19 protein-coding genes are annotated in these 18,438 nt (G+C 66.8%); 9 read left to right on the top strand and 10 right to left on the bottom strand.

All coding sequences use genetic code 11. The features are described from left to right. The first annotated feature begins 2 nt into the window (after window positions 1–2). The 3 genes from LDH66_RS01075 to LDH66_RS01085 are packed head-to-tail and all read left to right on the top strand — an operon-like array spanning window position 3 to window position 2,595. Window positions 3–551 (top strand): DUF7269 family protein, encoded by a 549-nt coding sequence (locus LDH66_RS01075; RefSeq protein WP_226479235.1) that lies wholly within the window; start codon window positions 3–5, stop codon window positions 549–551. Further along, complete coding sequence (locus tag LDH66_RS01080; RefSeq protein WP_226479236.1) at window positions 548–2,083, top strand: DUF58 domain-containing protein; 1,536 nt, start codon at window positions 548–550, stop codon at window positions 2,081–2,083. Before LDH66_RS01075 ends, LDH66_RS01080 begins: the two co-directional genes overlap by 4 nt. Further along, the gene (locus LDH66_RS01085) at window positions 2,080–2,595 is read left to right on the top strand and encodes a DUF7519 family protein (protein ID WP_226479237.1); all 516 of its coding nucleotides are present in this window, start codon (window positions 2,080–2,082) and stop codon (window positions 2,593–2,595) included. Before LDH66_RS01080 ends, LDH66_RS01085 begins: the two co-directional genes overlap by 4 nt. A 67-nt stretch (window positions 2,596–2,662) precedes the next feature. Here LDH66_RS01085 and LDH66_RS01090 read toward each other — a convergent pair whose 3' ends face one another. The 3 genes from LDH66_RS01090 to LDH66_RS01100 all read right to left on the bottom strand — a co-directional run bounded on the left by LDH66_RS01090 (window position 2,663) and on the right by LDH66_RS01100 (window position 6,305). Beyond that, window positions 2,663–3,613 carry an AAA family ATPase gene (locus LDH66_RS01090; RefSeq protein ID WP_226479238.1) on the bottom strand — a complete coding sequence of 317 codons (951 nt, stop codon included), beginning with the start codon at window positions 3,611–3,613 and terminating at the stop codon, window positions 2,663–2,665. Window positions 3,614–3,903: 290 nt separating this feature from the next. Beyond that, window positions 3,904–4,632 carry an iron-sulfur cluster repair di-iron protein gene (gene ric, locus LDH66_RS01095; RefSeq protein WP_226479239.1) on the bottom strand — a complete coding sequence of 243 codons (729 nt, stop codon included), beginning with the start codon at window positions 4,630–4,632 and terminating at the stop codon, window positions 3,904–3,906. 248 nt (window positions 4,633–4,880) lie between these two features. After that, a complete protein-coding gene (locus LDH66_RS01100) occupies window positions 4,881–6,305 on the bottom strand; it encodes an amidase (RefSeq protein WP_226479240.1) in 1,425 nt (474 codons plus the stop codon). A gap of 292 nt (window positions 6,306–6,597) precedes the next feature. On the opposite strand from LDH66_RS01100, the gene LDH66_RS01105 reads away from it, so the two are divergent. Beyond that, window positions 6,598–6,792: a cold-shock protein gene (locus LDH66_RS01105; protein WP_005554594.1), complete on the top strand. Its 195-nt coding sequence runs from the start codon at window positions 6,598–6,600 to the stop codon at window positions 6,790–6,792. Window positions 6,793–6,966: 174 nt separating this feature from the next. On the opposite strand, the gene LDH66_RS01110 is transcribed toward LDH66_RS01105, so the two are convergent. Next, a complete protein-coding gene (locus tag LDH66_RS01110; protein WP_226479241.1) occupies window positions 6,967–7,707 on the bottom strand; it encodes a proteasome assembly chaperone family protein in 741 nt (246 codons plus the stop codon). Window positions 7,708–7,831: 124 nt separating this feature from the next. On the opposite strand from LDH66_RS01110, the gene LDH66_RS01115 reads away from it, so the two are divergent. Together LDH66_RS01115 and LDH66_RS01120 are read left to right on the top strand one after the other, a co-directional pair. Further along, window positions 7,832–8,740 (top strand): RsmB/NOP family class I SAM-dependent RNA methyltransferase, encoded by a 909-nt coding sequence (locus LDH66_RS01115; RefSeq protein WP_226479242.1) that lies wholly within the window; start codon window positions 7,832–7,834, stop codon window positions 8,738–8,740. Beyond that, complete coding sequence (locus LDH66_RS01120; RefSeq protein ID WP_226479243.1) at window positions 8,740–9,303, top strand: DUF7122 family protein; 564 nt, start codon at window positions 8,740–8,742, stop codon at window positions 9,301–9,303. Before LDH66_RS01115 ends, LDH66_RS01120 begins: the two co-directional genes overlap by 1 nt. Before the next feature lie 109 nt (window positions 9,304–9,412). On the opposite strand, the gene LDH66_RS01125 is transcribed toward LDH66_RS01120, so the two are convergent. The 4 genes from LDH66_RS01125 to LDH66_RS01140 all read right to left on the bottom strand — a co-directional run bounded on the left by LDH66_RS01125 (window position 9,413) and on the right by LDH66_RS01140 (window position 14,471). Further along, window positions 9,413–10,234 carry a DUF7344 domain-containing protein gene (locus LDH66_RS01125; RefSeq protein WP_226479244.1) on the bottom strand — a complete coding sequence of 274 codons (822 nt, stop codon included), beginning with the start codon at window positions 10,232–10,234 and terminating at the stop codon, window positions 9,413–9,415. Between the two features lie 154 nt (window positions 10,235–10,388). Beyond that, on the bottom strand, window positions 10,389–11,744 hold the full coding sequence (locus tag LDH66_RS01130; RefSeq protein ID WP_226479245.1) for an MFS transporter: 1,356 nt from the start codon (window positions 11,742–11,744) through the stop codon (window positions 10,389–10,391). 123 nt (window positions 11,745–11,867) lie between these two features. Then, the gene (locus LDH66_RS01135) at window positions 11,868–14,117 is read right to left on the bottom strand and encodes a DHH family phosphoesterase (RefSeq protein ID WP_226479246.1); all 2,250 of its coding nucleotides are present in this window, start codon (window positions 14,115–14,117) and stop codon (window positions 11,868–11,870) included. 90 nt (window positions 14,118–14,207) lie between these two features. Beyond that, window positions 14,208–14,471 (bottom strand): hypothetical protein, encoded by a 264-nt coding sequence (locus tag LDH66_RS01140; RefSeq protein WP_226479247.1) that lies wholly within the window; start codon window positions 14,469–14,471, stop codon window positions 14,208–14,210. Between the two features lie 406 nt (window positions 14,472–14,877). Between LDH66_RS01140 and LDH66_RS01145 the strand changes: the two genes are divergently transcribed. Then, window positions 14,878–15,606, top strand: coding sequence for a metal-dependent hydrolase (locus tag LDH66_RS01145; RefSeq protein ID WP_226479248.1), 729 nt, complete (start codon window positions 14,878–14,880; stop codon window positions 15,604–15,606). A 95-nt stretch (window positions 15,607–15,701) separates the two neighbouring features. On the opposite strand, the gene LDH66_RS01150 is transcribed toward LDH66_RS01145, so the two are convergent. Together LDH66_RS01150 and LDH66_RS01155 are read right to left on the bottom strand one after the other, a co-directional pair. Then, window positions 15,702–16,289 carry a metal-dependent hydrolase gene (locus LDH66_RS01150; protein WP_226479249.1) on the bottom strand — a complete coding sequence of 196 codons (588 nt, stop codon included), beginning with the start codon at window positions 16,287–16,289 and terminating at the stop codon, window positions 15,702–15,704. 12 nt (window positions 16,290–16,301) lie between these two features. Beyond that, the gene (locus LDH66_RS01155) at window positions 16,302–16,496 is read right to left on the bottom strand and encodes a hypothetical protein (protein WP_226479250.1); all 195 of its coding nucleotides are present in this window, start codon (window positions 16,494–16,496) and stop codon (window positions 16,302–16,304) included. Window positions 16,497–16,691: 195 nt separating this feature from the next. Here LDH66_RS01155 and LDH66_RS01160 point away from each other — a divergent pair, with 195 nt between their 5' ends. Both LDH66_RS01160 and LDH66_RS01165 read left to right on the top strand, forming a co-directional pair. Further along, window positions 16,692–17,087, top strand: coding sequence for an OsmC family protein (locus LDH66_RS01160; RefSeq protein ID WP_226479251.1), 396 nt, complete (start codon window positions 16,692–16,694; stop codon window positions 17,085–17,087). 203 nt (window positions 17,088–17,290) lie between these two features. Next, window positions 17,291–18,376 carry a ComEC/Rec2 family competence protein gene (locus tag LDH66_RS01165; RefSeq protein ID WP_226479252.1) on the top strand — a complete coding sequence of 362 codons (1,086 nt, stop codon included), beginning with the start codon at window positions 17,291–17,293 and terminating at the stop codon, window positions 18,374–18,376. The last annotated feature ends 62 nt before the right edge of the window (window positions 18,377–18,438 follow it).

Consider the following 18,438-nt stretch of genomic DNA (forward strand, 5'->3'; position numbering starts at 1 on the left):
CTATGAACAAGTACGCAATAGTCGGCGTCGGCCTGGTCCTAATCGGCCTGGCGTTCGTGGCAGTCCCGGAACTGACCGCTCCCTTCGGCCTCGGCGAGTCGATCGTGTCCGTGGTCGGCGTGATCGCGCTCTTGCAGGGGCTTCGAACGGTACAGGCTCGCCGACACACCGACGTTACGCAGACCGAACTCCCGGCCCCAGAACGGCCACAGGAGCTGCTGACCCCCGGCGAGGAGATCGACGCGGCGATCGAATCGGGACGCGTAGCGTACAGTCGAGAGGGGAAACAACTCCGTGAGCGGCTCGAGCGGGCCGCCACCGACGCGCTGGTGCTCGAGAGGGGCCTGACCGAGGACGAGGCTCGAGCGGCGCTCGAAAACGGGACCTGGACGGACGACCCGCTGGCGGCGGCGCAGTTCACGACGACCATCCCCGATTGGGCGCCGTGGCACGTTCGGTTTCGAGAGACGGTACGTCGCGACCGCCCCCGCCGCGCCGGACGTGCCGCAGCCGAAATCGCCCGAATTGCGGAGGTGACCGACGACGAATGACGGGACGTGACGACGACGGACGATCGACTGACGCCCGAAACGAGCGATTCGATGGCGGCGAGGCCGCCGCTATCGATACCGATACTCGTTCCGAAACCGGTACCGACGCCGGCACCGGTCGTCCAGACGACGGTCCCGAATCCGACACCGACGCCGTTACTAGCCACGACACTGACGCTGGGTCTGGTTCCGACACTGACGTCGATACCGAACCCGGAACCGACGGCGATACCGCGGACGCCGAGGATTCGGTCGTCGTCGACTCGAGTACCCACGAGACGAACCGCTTGGCCGGCATCGCCGCCGTCGCCTCGCTGTTCGGTGGCGTCGGCGCAATCGTCACGTCGCCGGCGCTGTTGCTGGCGTCGGTCGTCGGCATCGCGTACGCGGCCTACGCTCGAGTCGGTCGGCCGCCGACCCCGACGCTCTCGATCGCACGCGAACTCGAGGACGGCGACCTCGAACCGGGCGAGTCCGTTCGCGTGACGGTGCGCGTCCGCAACGACGGGGACGAGATCCTCCCGGATCTCCGTTTCGTCGACGGCGTCCCGGCGGAACTCGTTGTCACCGACGAATCCCCGAGACACGGGACCGCACTCCGGCCGGGCGAGACGGAGACGTTCTCCTACGCGGTGACCGCTCGACAGGGCGCCCATGCGTTCGAACCGGTGTCCGTCGTCGCGCGAGGGTTCACCGGTGCCGTCGAGCGAGTCCAGCGGATCCGCGTCGACACCGAACTCCGCTGTCCGCCCGCCGAGACGGAGACCGCCCTCCCGTTGCGGTCGCTGACGCTGCCGCTGACCGGTCGCGTCGAGACCGACGTCGGCGGCGAGGGCCTCGAGTTCCACGCGACGAGGGAGTACCGCCGCGGCGACCCCCTCTCGCGGATCGACTGGAACCGCCGGGCTCGCGGCGAGGATCTCGCGACGATAACGTTTCGCGAGGAGCGGTCGGCGACGGTGATGCTCGCCGTGGATACGCGCACGGACGCGTACCGTCGGCCCGACGAAACGGGCCGCAACGCGGTCGATCGCGGCATCGAGGCGGCCATCGCCGTACTCGACGCGCTGGACGCGGGCGGAAACAGCGTCGGTCTCGCCAGTTTCGGGCCGCACCAGCGGTGGCTGTCGCCGGGGTCGGGCCCCGACCATCGGGCGAGGGCCCGCCAACTGCTCGCGACCGATCCGGCGTTCGGGCTGTCCCCGCCGGAGTCGTCGAAATCGATGCTGTACGTCCAGCGTCAGCGGTTCCGATCGCGGATGCCGTCCGATTCGCAGGTGGTCCTCTTCACGCCGCTGTGTGACGACGACGTCGTTCGCATCGCGCAGTTGCTCGAGGCCGACGGCCATCTCGTGACGGTCGTCAGTCCCGATCCGACGGGGCGGGAGACGCCCGGCGAACGACTCGCGGCGGTCGAGCGAACGGTCCGCGTCTCGACGCTCAGAGGGGCGGGCATCAGGGTCGTCGACTGGCCGGCGGACGAATCGCTGGCGGCGACGCTCGAGCGCAGCCGACGGCGGTGGTCGGCGTGAGCGCCGACGTCGACGCGGTCGATCCCGACCACCGGCCCGCGATCCTGACCGGTGGGCTCTCGATCGTCGCGTTGTTCCTCGGAGTGATCTCGAGCGCCCTCTACTCCCCGTTCGTGCTCGCTGGCGGTACCGCCGCGCTGCTGATCGTCGGTGCCGGACTCTGGACGGGCTCGCGTCGGGCGGTCACGGTTGGCTGTGGTGTCGCACTCGCAGGGCTGCTCGCGGGCGGAATCCAGGGCGTTCCCCCGATACCGATGCTCGCGAGCGTCACCGCGACCGTGCTGGCCTGGGACGCCGGCCATCACGCGATCGGGATCGGAGAGCAGCTCGGACGGGAGGCGGCGACGGCCAGAGCGGAACTCCCCCACGTCGGCGCGACGGTCCTCGTCGGGCTGGTCGCCGCCATCGGGAGCTACGCGGTCTTCATCGCCGGTCCCAGCGGGCAGCCGGTCGCGGCCGTGATCGCCATGCTGTTCGGGGCGTTGCTCCTGCTGGCGGCGTTACAGCGCTAATCGGTTCTGCGACGGGAGTGGCGACGCCGGTTACCGGTCGCTCGAGACCCGTCGGAGCGGACGCTCGCTACTCGAGCGTCGGGACGGGAACCGAATCGAGCACCTCGTCGACGATCGCCGTCTTCGAAGCCCCGTCGACCGACGCGTCTGGGGTGAGAACGAGCCGATGGGCCAGCACGGGACCGGCCACGCGTTTGACGTCGTCGGGCGTCACGTAGTCGCGGCCGGCGACGACGGCGCGGGCCCGCGTCGCCTCGAGCAGGCGCTGGGTGCCCCGCGGCGAGACCCCGACGTCGATCTGGCTTCGAGTGCGCGTCCCGCGGGCGATCGCGGCGATATAGGACACGAGATCGTCGTCGACCCGGACCGATTCGGGGACTTCCCGGAGCGCGCGGACGCGGTCGCCGTCCAGCACCGGGTCGATGCTCGGACTCCGTTCGGTGCGGCCGAGTCGCCGCTGTAACAGCTCTCGTTCGCCGTCCTCGTCGGGATAGCCGATCGACTGTTTCACCAAGAAGCGATCGACTTGAGCCTCCGGCAGCGGGAAGGTGCCGGCCTGCTCGACGGGGTTCTGCGTCGCGATCACGAAAAACGGCTGCGGCAACTGATGCGTGTCGCCGTCGACGGTGACCTGGCCTTCCGCCATCGCCTCGAGCAGCGCAGCCTGGGTCTTCGGCGGCGCGCGGTTGATCTCGTCCGCGAGGACGACGTTCGCGAAGATCGGTCCCTCGGTGAAATCGAAGGTGCCCACCGACTCGTCGAACACGTGAGTTCCGGTCACGTCGGCCGGCAGCAGGTCCGGCGTGAACTGAATCCGGGAGAACGACAGCCCCAGCGCCGACGCCAGACTGTTCGCGGTCAGCGTCTTTCCGGTTCCGGGCACGTCCTCTAAGAGCACGTGACCGCGCGAGAGGACACCGAGCAGGACGGTCTCGAGGAACTCCCGGTCCGCGATGACGGTCTCGCCGACGGCGTCCAAGACGGCGTCACACTCCGCGCGGGCGTCGGTAATATCCATGCCCTACCCATACCGATACTTACATATAAACGACGGTGATCGATCGAGACCGCACTGCTATCGGTCAGCCCGACTCGCGCTCCCGAACGATGGGCCTGAACCGACCGATGCCGCCTCTGTCCCACCGCTCGACGCGGGAACCACGAGCGGCGGCTGAACGCGGTCGACTCGTCGCCGAAAGAGCGGAGCGAAACCGGACTCGATCGGTCCTGCCGGTCGACTATAGTAGCCACTGAAAGTCAGGGCACATCTGATCGTACGACAGCGTTGTGATCAGTATGTAAATCGTTTCAGTGGCTACTATACTCCGCGACGACGGCTTCGAGACGCTCCTGCGCCTCGGGGAACATGACGTTGTTCTCCTTGTGGATGTACAGATGCATGTCCTCCTCGAGGAGCTGCAGCCGGTCGAGCATGCTGCGATAGCTCGGACACGCATCCTCGGGGATCGCGTAGTCGTCGGTCAGCGAACGGAGCCGCTCGAGGTGGGCCGCGGCCGCGTCGTGTTCGTCCTCGAGGTGACCGATCGCCTTGCGGATCCGCGCCTCCTCGTCGGGCGTCAGCGACGGCTCGCCGTCGAGCCGTTCGAGTTCGGGGAAGACGTTCTCCTCCTCGTCCTCGATGTGGTGGGTGGCCTCGTCGGCGAGGTCGAGAAACGTCGATTCGACCTCGCGGAGTTCCGGATGGGCGTCGCCGTGGACGCGGACTACCTTTCGAACGGTTCGCTCGAGCGACGGCAACTCGTCGCGGAGGTAGTCGTGGTGGGTTTCGACGATGTCGTCAACGAGCGCCGATATCGAGTCCCGGTCGCTCGTTTCGCCGGCGTCTCCCGATCGGGCCTCGCGCAGTTTCTCGCGGACCGTCGCAACCTCGAGGTCGGCGTCGGCACAGGCCCGCGCGAGCGAGGCGTCGCCGCCACAGCAGTAGTCGATCCCGACGGACTCGAACACCGACGCGAATTCGGGATTGTCTCTGACGAGCGCACCGAGTCGCCGCTCCGGATCGATTTCGACGGTCATCGAGTCCGAGTGACGTCGGCGTGAGGTTCGAACGCGGTACCGTTTCGATCGACGCCGCCTGGCGCCTTCGGTGAAGCGTCGTCGCCGTCCGCCGGGCGTTTCGGTCTGCCGAAGCTCATGCGGTCGGAGAAAGCGACGCCGCGGCGAAGGACCTTCTCCCGAACCTGATCGGGTCGACCGTCGCGTCCTCGAGACGGCCGTTCGCGCGGGCCTGTGCCGACGCCGACCGCGTGGGCGATCTCCGTCGACTACTCGTAGAGGTGGGCCCACGGTCGCTCGCGCTCGAGCGCCGCGCTGGCCGTGAGGACGTCGTCGTCCCCGAACCGGGAGCCGACGAGTTGGAGGCCGACGGGATGGCCCCCGTCTGTCAGTCCGGCGGGCGCCGAGGCGACCGGGTGACTCGTCCAGTTGAACGGCCACGTGAGCGGCCACTCCCACGCGTCGGACTCGAGGTCCTCGCGCAGCCCGACGTCCGCTCGCGACAGCGTCGGCGTCACGAGGACGTCGTACTCGGCGAGGACGTCCTGCACGGCGTCGAAGACGCCAGTTCGAACGACGCCCGAGCGGGCGAGGTCTTCGGGCCCGTGCTGTTCGGCGATGTGGAGCATCGCGAGCAGGCTGTCCGACACCTCCTCGGGACGGTCCCGGAGGTCGATCCCGTGCTCCTCGTCGACGAGCGCCGCGGTCTCGAGGATCGACGTCATGTACGTCGCCATCACCGCCTCCTGCAGCTCGGCCATCGAGTAGCCGTGGCCGATCTCGATCTCGTCGACGGTCGCGCCGGCGTCCGCGAACGCGCCGACGGCGTCCTCGACGACCGCTCGCACCTCGTCGGTGATCGGAAAGACGTCGAGATCGGGGCTGTACGCGATCCGGTAGTCGTCGATCGACCGCTCGACGGCCCCGCGGTAGTCGATCTCCACGGGGACGCTCGAGGGATCGGCCGAGTGGGGGCCACTCGTGATCTCGAGCATGAGCGCGGCGTCCTCAACGGTTCGGGTCATCGGTCCCTTAGTGACGTGCTGGGTCTTTCGGCCGAAGGCGCTCGGCCGACCGTCGTCGGGCACCAACCCGAAGGTCGGTTTGAAGCCGTAAACCCCGCAGGCGGCCGCCGGAATCCGGAGCGAGCCGCCGGCGTCGCTGCCCGTTGCGAGCGGCGTCATTCCGGCGGCGAGTGCGGCCGCGGAGCCGCCGGAGGAGCCGCCGGCGTTGAGTGACGTATCGATCGGCGATGCCGTCGGTCCGACGAGTTCGTTGTCCGTCGTCCCCTTGTGCCCGAATTCGGGCGTATTGGTCTTCCCGATCACGACGGCGCCCGCGTCCTCGAGGCGCTCGACGATCGCCGATGTTTCGTCGGCGACGTTGTCCGCGAACAGCGCCGAGCCGTACGTGTGCCGCACCCCTTCCTTGAGCGCGCCGAGGTCCTTCAGTGCCAGCGGGACGCCGTGGAGCGGACCGATATCGTCGCCGTCCCGAAGTGCCCGGTCGGCCTCGGCGGCAGCCTCGCGGGCCGCCTCGTCGCAGACCGTCACGAAGGCGTTGATTTCGTCGTCGTCGCGGTCGATTCGCTCGAGGTGTGCCTCGAGGGCTTCGGTCGCGGTCGCGTCCCCGGTCCGAATCGCTGCCGCGAGTTCCGTCGCGGACAGCGCCGTGAGTTCCGTCTCCTCGGACATACCAGTAGCACCCGGCCGAAGTGTGATATAAGTTGTCGCGGTTCTCACGGCTCGCCGCCGCTTCTCCGAGACGAGGCGGCCGACGAGCGAGTCCGTCGTTCGGGAGAAGTGGGGATACCGCGGAAATTATTGATCACTGTGACGGATCGGTCACCGTCTCATCGGATAATACGACGCATACGTTCCTTTGAACGTTCTGTCGGCGGATCACAGAACGCTCGTGCGCAACAAACCCCGGTTCGGTTACGAATGCGGAATACTTATCCGTATATCTCGGTACCATTTGGTCGTAATGGCAAACGGCACGGTTGACTTCTTCAACGACACTGGCGGCTACGGATTCATCGAGACTGAGGACGCGGACGAGGACGTATTCTTCCACATGGAAGACGTCGGCGGCGAGGACCTCACGGAAGGGACGGAGATCGAATTCGACATCGAACAGGCCCCCAAGGGCCCGCGCGCGACGAACGTCGTTCGCGAGTAACAACGGGTTTGCAACGTCGTCGGAAGGCGACGTAACTGAACTCGCTTCTTCGACCATCGACTCGAGAGCGCCCGCTCCGGACACGCACGCGTCGAGCGATCGACGCGATATCACTGCTCGACGCGTTTCCGGTGACGACGCTCGAGAGAACGAGTCGCGATCGGGCGGCGATCGCTACTGATACATCCGCAGCGGCTGGGCCTGCGAACTCTCATCCTGACCGATCTGTTGCATCTGCTGGGCGAACTGCTCTCGCTTCTCTCGGATCTCCGCCGCGCGGTCGAGCAGTTCCTGTACGTCGACCTCGACGTCGGCGAGCCGACAGATGCCCTCCTCGAGGAGGACGCTCGCGGATTCGGGATCCGGGAACTGCGGGCTCGATTCGACGACGAGACCGACGCTGTCGTAGTCGCGCTGTGCGGCGCGGTTGATGAGCGCCCCCGTCGGTCCCGTGACGACGCCGTCTTCGGGCGGCGCGTCGATGTCGTGGCTCTCGAGTCGCTCGCCGGCGTCTCCGGTCCCGATGCCGTAGACGTCGGGTTCGTCCTCGCGCTCGGCGGGCAGCCCGCTGAGGTAGAGCGGAAGCGCGTCCTGCGCGACGATCCACTCGGTCAGACACTCGGCGACGGAGCCGACGGCATCAGAAGAGATCGGGACGTCGCTGCGAAGCGCGATAACGTCGTGCTCCTCGCTTGCGTAGAGCCGGACCGGCGGCTCTGCCGTTCGGTTGCCGCCGCGGTAGACGCCGACGCGAGGCAGCCCATCGCAATCGACGCTGGCGTAGTAGCGCATGTCGAGTTCCTCGATGAGGTGGTCGGTCGCGATCTTCCCGACGAGTCCGAGACCCGGAAACCCCTCGACGAGGACCGGCTCCTCGAGGTCGATCTCGGGGCCCTGCTGGCGGATTTGTGCCATACGCGAGACGTCTGTCGGCGCCCCCATAAAATCGAGGGCGGCGGCTACCGGGAGAATCCCCGTCGATCCGGCCGCGCCCGGCGCTTCGAAACGCACAAACGCGGGGCGTGCGAATCCGCGGCCGATGGAGCCACTCGAGCGGTATCGACCGATCATCGACGACTTCGACGCCTTCCTCGCGGCCTGCGAGCGGCCGCTCGGCAACGCCGTTCGCGTCAATACGATCAAGGCCACCGTCGAACGGACGCTCGCGGCCCTCGACGAGGCGGGCCTCGACTACGAGCAGGCCGACTGGAACCCGCGCGTCATCGACCTCGAGACCGATTCGCCGGGATCGACCTGGACCGCCTTTCACGGCTTCACGCACGGCCAAGAGGAGGTCTCGGCGGTGCCGCCGGTCGTCCTCGACCCCGAACCCGGCGAACGGGTCTGGGACTGCTGTGCCGCCCCCGGCGGGAAGGCGACTCAGATCGCGGCGCTGATGGACGACCGCGGAACGGTCGTCGCGAACGACAACAACCTCGGGCGCATCTCGGCGCTGCGGTTCAACGCCGAGCGACTCGGCGCGACCAGCCTCGCGGTCACGAACGCCGACGCGCGCAACTACTCGCTCGAGCGCTTCGACTTCGACGAGTTCGACCGTGCTCTCGTCGACGCTCCCTGTTCCTGCGAGGGGACGATCCGGAAGAACCCCGACGCGCTGGACAACTGGTCCGAGGGCCACATCTCCTCCGTCGCGGGCGTCCAGAAGGGGATCATCCGGCGATCGATCCAGGCCACCCGCGAGGGCGGGACTGTCGTCTACTCGACCTGCACTTTCGCGCCCGAGGAGAACGAGGCTATTGTCCAGCACGCGCTGGACACCGAGTCCTGTCGCGTCGTCGACTTCGATCTCGACCTCGAGCACTCGCCGGGACTGACCGAATGGGACGGCGACGAATTCGACTCCAGCCTCGAGAACGCGGCTCGAATCTATCCCCACCACAACGACACCGGCGGCTTCTTCGTCGCGAAACTGGAGGTGACCGCGTAATGGCCGACGGAAACGACGGCCAGCGGTTCGATCGGCTCCCCGCGACGCCGGCGGAGCGAACCGTCGAGGGCCGCGTCAGCCGCGAGGAAGTCGTCGACTACTTCGACGATCGGTTCGGCGTCCCGCCCGAAACGTTCGACGACTACACCTTCTGGGAGAAGGGGGCCGGCAAGATCTGGATCTACGGCGGCGAGGCACCGACGCCGCTGGAGATCGAAGCGATCGGGATGACCTGTCTCCGCACGCGACAGGAACACTGGAAGCCGACGACGGACTTCGTTCAGCGCTTTGGCGGTCACGCGACCGAGTGCGTTATCGACCTCGATCGCGAGCGAGCGCGGCGGTTCGCGGCCGGCGAGGATCAGGAACTCGAGCGATGGGACGGCGACTGGGGGTATCTGATCGCCGCCCACGAGGTCGGGGTCGGGCCGGAGGGCCGACCAGTACGAGACGGCGAAGCCGTCGAGCGAGGCGAGTCCGAAGCGATCGGCGTCGGCCTCTACGTCCACGGCGAACTCCGCTCGATGGTGCCGAAGGGACGACAGCGGGACCTCGAGTCGTAGCGATACCCGGTCGTCGGTCTACCGGGTCAGTTCGAGACGCTCGAGAGCGCTGCCATTCCGACACCGTTCGGTACGGGTGAAGCTGGTATCGAGTAACAGCGACTCTCGATCACGGTTCGAACGGAAGGTTTCCGAGGAACTCGTCGCTCTGGTAATCGAGGTGATCCAGCCGCGGACCGAGCAGTTCGCGGATGAGGACGACCAAGGGATTGGTCTTCCCGTCACCGATCATCGCGATCTCCCTTTTGGTCCCGTCGGCGTCTTCGTCCCATAGACCGACGGCGACCGTCTCCCGATCGGCGACGACGAGTCGACTCACCTTGGGGTAGCTCGACTGCTCGTACAACCAGTCCAGTTGCGGGTCCCATATCGTCGCTTCCGGAAGGTGATCCCGAAAGAACTCCCGAGCCGCTCGGTTTTTGGTTCCGGCGTGGAACGCGACGCCGCGCTCGATGGCGCGCTCTGCGTGCGGGAGACACGCCTCGTCGAGTAACTCGTCGGAGGCGTAGATCAGAAACAGTTCGTCCGTGGCTCTGTCGGCCAGTTTCCGGCAGTAGTCGTATACGTCCTCGTGCCCCTCGAGTCGCCCGACGGCGCTTTCATCCGTTCCGCGTCCCGTTCCGAACCGTGAGAACAGTTCGTCGAAGAGGTCGACGTCCATCCATTCGGCGTCGGCTACCGAGGTGGTCCCCTCGGTGACGACGTTTTCGTCGCGGTCGTACTCGATCAGTCCCGCTTCGTCGAGTCGGGGGAGGACCTTGTGATGAAGCGAGATGACCGTTCGCTCGAGTTCCGCCCCGTCCTCCGAACCGAGCCGTTCGGCGATTTCGGTCACGGAGAGTCCGTGAGACGCGTCATCGAGCACGGTTACGACTGCACGATTAGTGGCGTCCGTCAGTAGTCGAATGAGTTCCTCGTCCCGCGAATCCATTATCCGTGAATATCACCGAGAGGTAATAAGGAGACGGCCTCAGTTCGTATACACGGTTCTCGAATTGTAATGCATCAATTTTCGTTGGGGCTCTCGTCTTTCACCCACGGATATCAGTCGGACGACCCGATCGGATCCGCATCGGCTGCTCCGGTCACCATTCGGTGAGCGCGCCGGTCCCGTGGAACCACACCAGAATCACGAGGAACGCGCCGACGCCCGTCAGCGCGAACGCCCCACCGACGTAGAACACCGACGCCATACCGATCTCGTACATGAGCCAGCCGCCGAGCAGGGGCGCGACGACGCTCCCCGGCCGCCAGACGAGTTCGCGAATGCCGAAACTCGAGGCGACGCCGCCGTCTTCGGTCCCCTCGTCGGCGAACAGCGCCATGCTCGCTGGTTCGCGGAAACTGTCGGCGATTCCGAGCAGCCCGGAGAGCACGACGAGCGGGACGAACCCCGGCGAGACGCCGCCCAAGGGAGAGAGCCGACCGGGGACCGTCTCGAGCGGGATCCAGGCGGGGAACGCCGTCCCCGCGACGGCCGCCGGAACCGCGACGACGAGTTCAGACGGCGACCCGAGTGCGGTACCGACCGCCGGCGCGAACGGAATGCACAACGCGATCAGCCCGTACGCCGCCCCGCCGGCGAAGACGAACAGCGCGCGGCCGTAGCCGTCCGAGAGCCGACCCGTGAACGGCTGACAGCACATGTTGGTGAACTTCTCGGCGACGACGGTCAGCGAGACCGCGAGGCCGCCGTATGCCAGTCCACCCTGTGCCGCCGAAACGCCCGCGAAGATCGGGACCCACGTTCGAACGAGCGTGACCGAAAACGCGTACTGGAACCGAAAGCTCGAGAGGGTGAGGAGACGCCGGTTGAGCGCGAGGTCGGCGAACGGAAACCCACTGACGCGGGTCTCGTCGGCCTCGAGGTACCGAATCGTGCCGAGCCACGCGACGAGTATGATACAGACGATGACGGTGAAGATCGGCCCGAACCCGACCGCCTCGTAGAGCGTGCCCGCACTGAGGCTGCCGACGATCGACGCGGCGAAGTTCGCCGCGTTCGCCTTGCCGATGTAGTTCGCCCGAGCGCCGACGTCGGCGAGCTGGCCGACGAGCGATAGCGTCATCAGACCGGAGCCGGTGACGACGACCCCCTGTAGCGCTCGGATGGCGATAAAGGAGGCGCTCGAGTCGACGATCGGAAACAGCGCGTAGACACCGACGCCGGCCCCGAGGACGGCGAGTAAGACGAGTCGCTTGTCGAAGCGATCGCCGGCCCACGCCAGCGGGATGACGGCGACGGTCTGGGCGAAGGTAAAGCCAGTCGTGTAGAGCCCGACGACGAGGCCGGCGCTGACCGTCAACCCGAGGACCGTCGTTCCGGTCGGCTCGAGCGTCGTGATGTAGTACGGCAACAGCGTGATGAGCGTGATGAACCCGAACCCTTCCGCGAACCGAGCGAGATAGAGCGACCAGAACTGGAGACGGTCCTCGTTCACGGCGCTCCTTTCTGCGGTACCGGAAAACCGGTTTCGAAACGAATGTTGCCGATGGCCGGCGCTGTCACTGAGGATGCGATGACCGGCGCTATGGGATCGACGGACGACGGAGGAAGACGAGTCTTACGCGAGCGTCTCGCCGAGCGCCTCGAGTGCGGCCTCGCGGACCGCGTCGCGTTCGCCGGGCAGGAACTCGACGTGACCGTCCTTGCCGCCGACGACGCTGACGCCGCCGTTCGGAACCGCCTCGGCGATGTGATCGCCGAGGTCGCGGACGTTCACGGGTTCGGTCGCGCGGACGTGGAGTTCGTCGTCGCCGACGCCGAGCGTGACGTAGGGCGGGTCAGATCGGTCGCGTTCGCTGCGGTGGAGCGCGTCCAGCAGCAGGATCGTCGTCGGGAAGTTGTACCGATGCGTGAAGGCGTCCGTATCGAGCACGGAGACGGTGACGCCGTCGACGCCCTGCACCGTGAGGTTTTCGCGCGCCGTCTCGAGTTCGGTCTCGAGCTTGTCGCGGAACTGTTCGGAGACGTGGGCCGCGAGATCGCCGTCTCGAGGCCGCGCCGACTCGTCGTCGTCACCGAACAGCAGGTCGATAACGAGTTCGCGCTTGTCCTTGTAGGACTGGTAGTAGGCCTCGAGCGCGACGGCTTCGCGGCGCTCGGAGACGCCGGTCTCGTCGTAGCCGGCCTCGGTCGCGAGCTCGAGGTAGTCCTCGGGCGTGTCCTCCCAGTAGCTGACCGCGGGGAGGTGTTCGAGGTCGTCGCGAACGTCGTCGTTGACGTGGGCGGCGACGTTGGTCGCCAGCGCAGTCGAGGTGACGTCGGCGACATCAGCGCCGGCGAGCGACGGGGCGACGGCGACGTCGACGGCGTCGGCGACTTCCTCGTCGGCACGGCTGTCGTCGATGACGAGCGAATCGGCATCGTACAGCGAGAGGAACTCGTAGCCGTCGGTGGACTCGATCGTCGAGCCGGCGTCGACGAGGACGACGAGCGGGAGTTGCTCGCCGTGACGGTCGCGGGCCTCGAGCATCGAGGTGACGTCGCTGGTGGCGGCGTCCATGTCGTAGACGCGGCCGTCGAGCGGGCGGCGCTCGAAGTAGTGGTACTCCGCGTCCTCGCGGGTGTGCTTCTCGCGGATCAGCGGGAGCACGGCGCGTTCGATGGCGGCACCGGCGACGTAGCCGTCGGCGGTCGCGCCGTGTCGGACGACGACCGGTCGCGCTTCCATGACGGCGCGGCGGATAGCGGTCGCCGCGTCGGCGATGTTGTCCTCGACGGCCGCCACCGCGTCGTGATCGGCCAGCAGCGAGACGTCGGCCGGGCGGGCCTCGCGTTCGATCGCGCTCTCGAGGCGATCGACGACGGTCTCGCGCGCCTCGCCCTCGAGGATATCGAGGGATTCGGTCTCGACCTGCAGGTCGCCGTGGTGGTGTTCGACTTCGCCCTCCAGGGCGACGACGTCGTCGAGTTCGACGTCGGGGTAGGCGCGAACGCCGGCCTCCTCGAACGCCGCACACTCGACGGTCCCGGTCTCGTCGCGCAGTTCGAAGACGGTCGGGCCGCTGGTCTGGCGAACGCCGGTGATCTCGCCCTCGAGGCGGACGACGCTGCCGACCTGATTCTCGATTGCTTCGATGGTCGTTCGCTTGAGCGCGGGTTCGGACTCGGCGTCCGGTTCGGCGTCGGCCGCGTCGTCGGTGGCCGGCGTCGAGGCGGCCGCGGACTCGGTCGCAACGGAGCCGCTACTCGTGGCGGTGCCGGCGGTCTCCGCGACCGCGGGCTGCTCGTCGACGGAGTCCGTCTCCGTTTTGGACGCCGGTTCGGACTCGGTCTCCTCGGCGGCAGCCTGCAGTTCGCCGGCCTTCGCCGCTCGGTCGTCGGTGAGCTCCTCGCTCTCGTCGCTCGTCGCGGTCGAGGGCTCGTCGGGCGTGGCGGTTTCGTTCGTCGTTTCGGCGGACGACTCGTCGGCGTCGGCGTCGTCTTCGAACTCCTCGGGCTGGAACTCGTCGTCGCCCGTCTCGATCAGTTTGCCGCGGAACTCGCGTTCGCGCTGGCGGATCGACCAGCCGAGGTCGACGTTGCCGTTGTCTCGAACGTCGAGCACCTGGACGAAGACGTCGTCCCCTGGCTCCCAGTCGAGACTTTCGAGTCGTTGGTCGAGTTCGCTTCGATGCAACAGGCCGGTGACGTGGTCTCCGATGTCGACGAAGACACCGAAGTCGGCGTAGCCGTCGACGGTTCCCCGGTAGTAGCGACCGGGTGTGAGCTGCGAGGCAGACGTGCCGCGAAATTCGAAAACAGCATCCTCCTCGTGGCTCTCACAGATCTCGCCGTCAACGGGTGTGCCGCAGATGATACAGTTACCCATCTACTCGGACCAAGCGGTTTCGCCCTAAAACGGTTGTCGAAATGCGTTCGCGATGCGAGTCACGGTTACAACTGCGATACAGCCCCGCCGTCAGTCGAAAACGGGCGAATCGTCCTCGAGCGCCTCGATATCGTCGACGAGCTTCCGGACGTCCTCCGGAAACAGCGAAACCTGCACTTCGTTGTCGTCCTCGTCCTCGAAGACGAGTTTGATGCGCTTGTCGCCGAACTCCCTGGCCTCGGCAGAGTCCACGTCGAACAGTTTGACCGTCGCTTCCTTGTTGTTCGGTCCGACGTTCTTGATTGCACCGTCGTTCAACTCTACCATGAACTCCTCGAGCGTGAGTGCGAGCATAGTCGCCGTACGGCCCCCGGGTAAAAAACGCCACGGCATCGCCGCCCAGTGCGGTGACGCCCCGCGGAACGCCGCGGGACTCCGCAGTGGTGGGGTGCCGGATGGGTGGTAGTGAACCCGCTGGCGATCGCGACGGAACGGACGATCGCGCTGAACCGGCGACCGACCGGGATGCGACCCCAGACCGCATGCGTGGTGTGTCAGTTCGCTTGCGGCTTCCTATCCTTGCGAGACCGAACGTATAAGTATTGGTGATAGTACACGTTCTCCGCCGGCCGTAAAGCGGTCGTTGCGGGCCGGGCGGGACGAGCGGGAGTCCGCGAGCGGCGGAGAGGCATCCGCTGCTACCGACCCCGTCGGGCCTCGCCCACTTTTATTGTGTCTTCGCACGAATCGAGCAGTCGCTATGGAACTCACTTGGCACGGCCACTCGACGTGGTACGTCACCGTTGGGGAGACCGACCTACTGATCGATCCGTTCTTCGACAATCCGAAGACCGACCTCGAGCCGGCCGATATCGAGACGCCGGACTACGTCCTGTTGACGCACGGCCACGCGGACCACATCGCGCACGCGGGCGAGTTTTCGGACGCGACGCTGGTCGCGACGCCGGAGATCGTCTCCTACTGCGAAGACGAGTTCGGCTACGACGACGCCGTCGGGGGGATGGGGATGAACCTCGGCGGAACCGTCGAGTGCGGCGACGCCTACGTCACGATGACCCGCGCCGACCACACGAACGGGATCATGACCGAAAACGACGCGAGCGGCGGGATGCCCGCCGGCTTCGTCGTCTCGGACACTAAACCGACGCAGGTCAGCGACGAGGAGTCGACGACGTTCTACAATGCGGGCGACACGTCCCTCATGACCGAGATGCGCGAGGTCATCGGGCCGTATCTCGAGCCCGACGCCGCCGCGGTGCCGATCGGCGACCACTTCACGATGGGGCCGATGCAGGCCGCCATCGCCGTCGACTGGCTCGACGTCGACCACGCTTTCCCCCAACACTACGACACCTTCCCGCCGATCGAGCAGGATCCCGAGGACTTCGCCAGCGAGGTTCGCGGAACCGGCAGCGACGCCGAGGTCCACACGCTCGAGGCCGACGAGCCGTTCGAACTCGAGTCCTGAACGCCTGAACGGACGGAAGGGGGGAGGGGGGGGAACGTCGACGACCGAATCGATCACCGGCTCTCTTTTCTCGCCGTCGCGGACGACGCGGGCGCTCAGTCGTCGTCGCTCGCGCGATACTGAGACCCGTTGCCACCGATTCGGTAGCGGGTCTCGAGCGGATAGCGCTCGCGGCGGGCGAGTAGCAGGTGGAGCCCCGCGCCGGCGGCGAGCAGCCCGAAGTTCCAGAACGGCGACCCGTAGTAGATCACGTCGATGATCACCGGCTCCGAGTAGAGGGGCCAGAACGGCGAGAGCGGCGGCGCGATATCGGGGGCGGAGAGGAGATCGGCGAAGAGATGGCTGATGCCGCCGACGGTCAGTCCCGCCGTCGCGAAGACGAAGACGGTCTCGTTCGTGATTTCGGTGCTCCGGATCCTTCGATTGGCGTTGAACCAGTCGGTGAGGTATCGGGCGGCGACGGTTCCGGCGAGAACGCTCATCAGGACGACGAACAGGACGGTGTGGGTCACCCCGTGGTGGGTGATCGGGAGCACGTGCCGAAGTGCCAGGTCCGTATCGGGGAGCATCGCCGTCGCTACCGCGAAGGCCGTGAACCCGAGCGCACCGCGTCGGCCCCATACCATCCACGCCGGTGCGGCGAACAACAGCGCCATTCCGAGATGACCGGTAACGTCGACCATCGAGCACTCGAGCTATCGCAGCCGTCGAACGAGTCGGAGGAACAACGAAACGGCCGTTCCGATACCGGGGATTCGGGACGAAAGCGCGGCCGCGGCGAGGAGGAGGAGACCGCTCTTTCGACGCCCGCGTCGGAACGCCATCACGGCGTCGATCACCGTCGAAATGATGCTGAGCTTCTTCGCCGAGTTCCTGTTGAGAGTTGCCATAGTCCGTTCACGACCGTTGCGTCGCGACCGACAAATCGGCCCTCGCTGCAGACGCAGGGTGTCGACGCAATCGTCGCGTGCTACGGCCGTATTCGGCCGTGAGCGCGGCCTCGAGAGCGGTTCCCGAGCCGGAGACGCACGAACGGCGATCGGCACCAAACGTTTACAGCACCGCTCGTGGACGACTCGACTGCGATGGCGAAACAGGTCACCACGGTTTCCGACGAGGGGTACAGTGCATCGAACGAGATTCGGGACTTCGAGACGACGATCGACGCCAACGGGGAGGAGGCCCCCGACACGCTCGAGACTCTACTCGCCGCCTACGGCTCCTGTTACGTACCGGCGCTGCGCGTCGGCGGTCAGCAGCGCGGGGCCGACGACCTCGGGCGGATCGAGATCGAGACGAGCGGCGAACTCAACGACGACGACAAACTCGAGTCGGTCCAGTTCGACATCCGCGTCGAGGCGGACGTGGACGACGACACCGGCGACGAGATCATCGAGCGCGCCTTCGAACTCTGCAAGGTCCACGACGCGCTGAAGGACAGCCTGCACGCGGACACGAGTTTCGAGGGCGACGCGTTCTGAGATCGGCGACGCCGGAGCCACAGTCCGCGGCGCTCGCGATGGATTCGGGTGCTTCCGTGCGTTTTTCGATTATCCGACACGCCCGATCGAGTATCCGCCAGTGACGATCACCGGTTCGATCGCAACGTGTTAGAAATATCCACTTTCGGGCGCTCATGCAGCCAAAACGAACATACCCGCAGAGCGCATCGGACCGGAATACGATGCGACGAGCCGCGCTGGTCGTCGCGGTCGCCGGCCTGCTCGTCCTCGCGGGCTGTAGCAGCGGGATCGACGATATCGGCGGTCCCGACGGCACCGACGGGAGTTCTCCGAGCGACGTCAGCGGCGATCTCGAGATCCACCACATCGACGTCGGGCAGGCGGATTCGACGCTCATCGTCACGCCGTCGAACGAGACGATCCTGATCGACACGGGCGACTACCGCGACGACGGGGCGACCGTCATCGACTATCTCCGGGCCCACGACATCGAGCGCGTCGACCACCTCGTGGCGACTCACGGCCACGCCGACCACATCGGCGGCCATCCCGAGGTCATCGAATATCTCGAGGAGGAGGGCGACGGGGTCGGTGCGGCCTACGACTCCGGCGTGCCGCACACGACCGCGACCTACGATAGCTATCTCGACGCGATCGAGGAGTACGACGTGCGACTCTTCGAGGTCGCGGCCGGCGATACGCTGCCCCTCGAGGACGAGTCGCTCGCGGCCACCGTTCTGAACCCGCCCGAGAACGGGGGCGACGACGTCGACGCCAACGGCGTCGTGCTCGCGCTCGCGTTCGGCGACTTCTCGTACCTGACGACCGGCGATATCGAGGCCGGCACCGAACGCCGATTGGCCGAGGAGTACGGCGACGAACTCGGGGCCGACGCCTATCAGGCGGGCCACCACGGCTCGTCGACCTCCTCGAGCGGGCCGTTCCTCGATGCGGTCGACCCGAACACTGCGATCGTCTCGAGCGCTCTCGACTCCCGGTACGGTCACCCCCACGACGAGGTCCTGCAGGCCTTCGCCGACCGCGGGATCGAGACCTACTGGACCGGCGTCCACGGCGATATCGTGCTGACGACCGACGGAACCGAGAGCGCGATCGAGACGGAACGCGACGGCCCGACCGACCCGGACGCGCTGCTCGAGCGGAAGCGAGAGGCGCAGTCGGCGCTCGAGCGACCGCCGCTCGAGGAGGGGGAGCGCTCGCCGACTGCCGTCGATCGTCCGTCGATCGACGGCGGCGAACCACCGGGCGACGGCGGCCGACCGGCGATCGCCGGTGCGGACGTGTGAGTCGAGTTGTGGCGATTGCGACCGATCTGCGCCACACGCCGTCCGGGTGACTTTTAGCGACG

The sequence above is a fragment of the Natrinema amylolyticum genome (assembly GCF_020515625.1).
Classification (GTDB): Archaea; Halobacteriota; Halobacteria; order Halobacteriales; family Natrialbaceae; genus Natrinema; species Natrinema amylolyticum.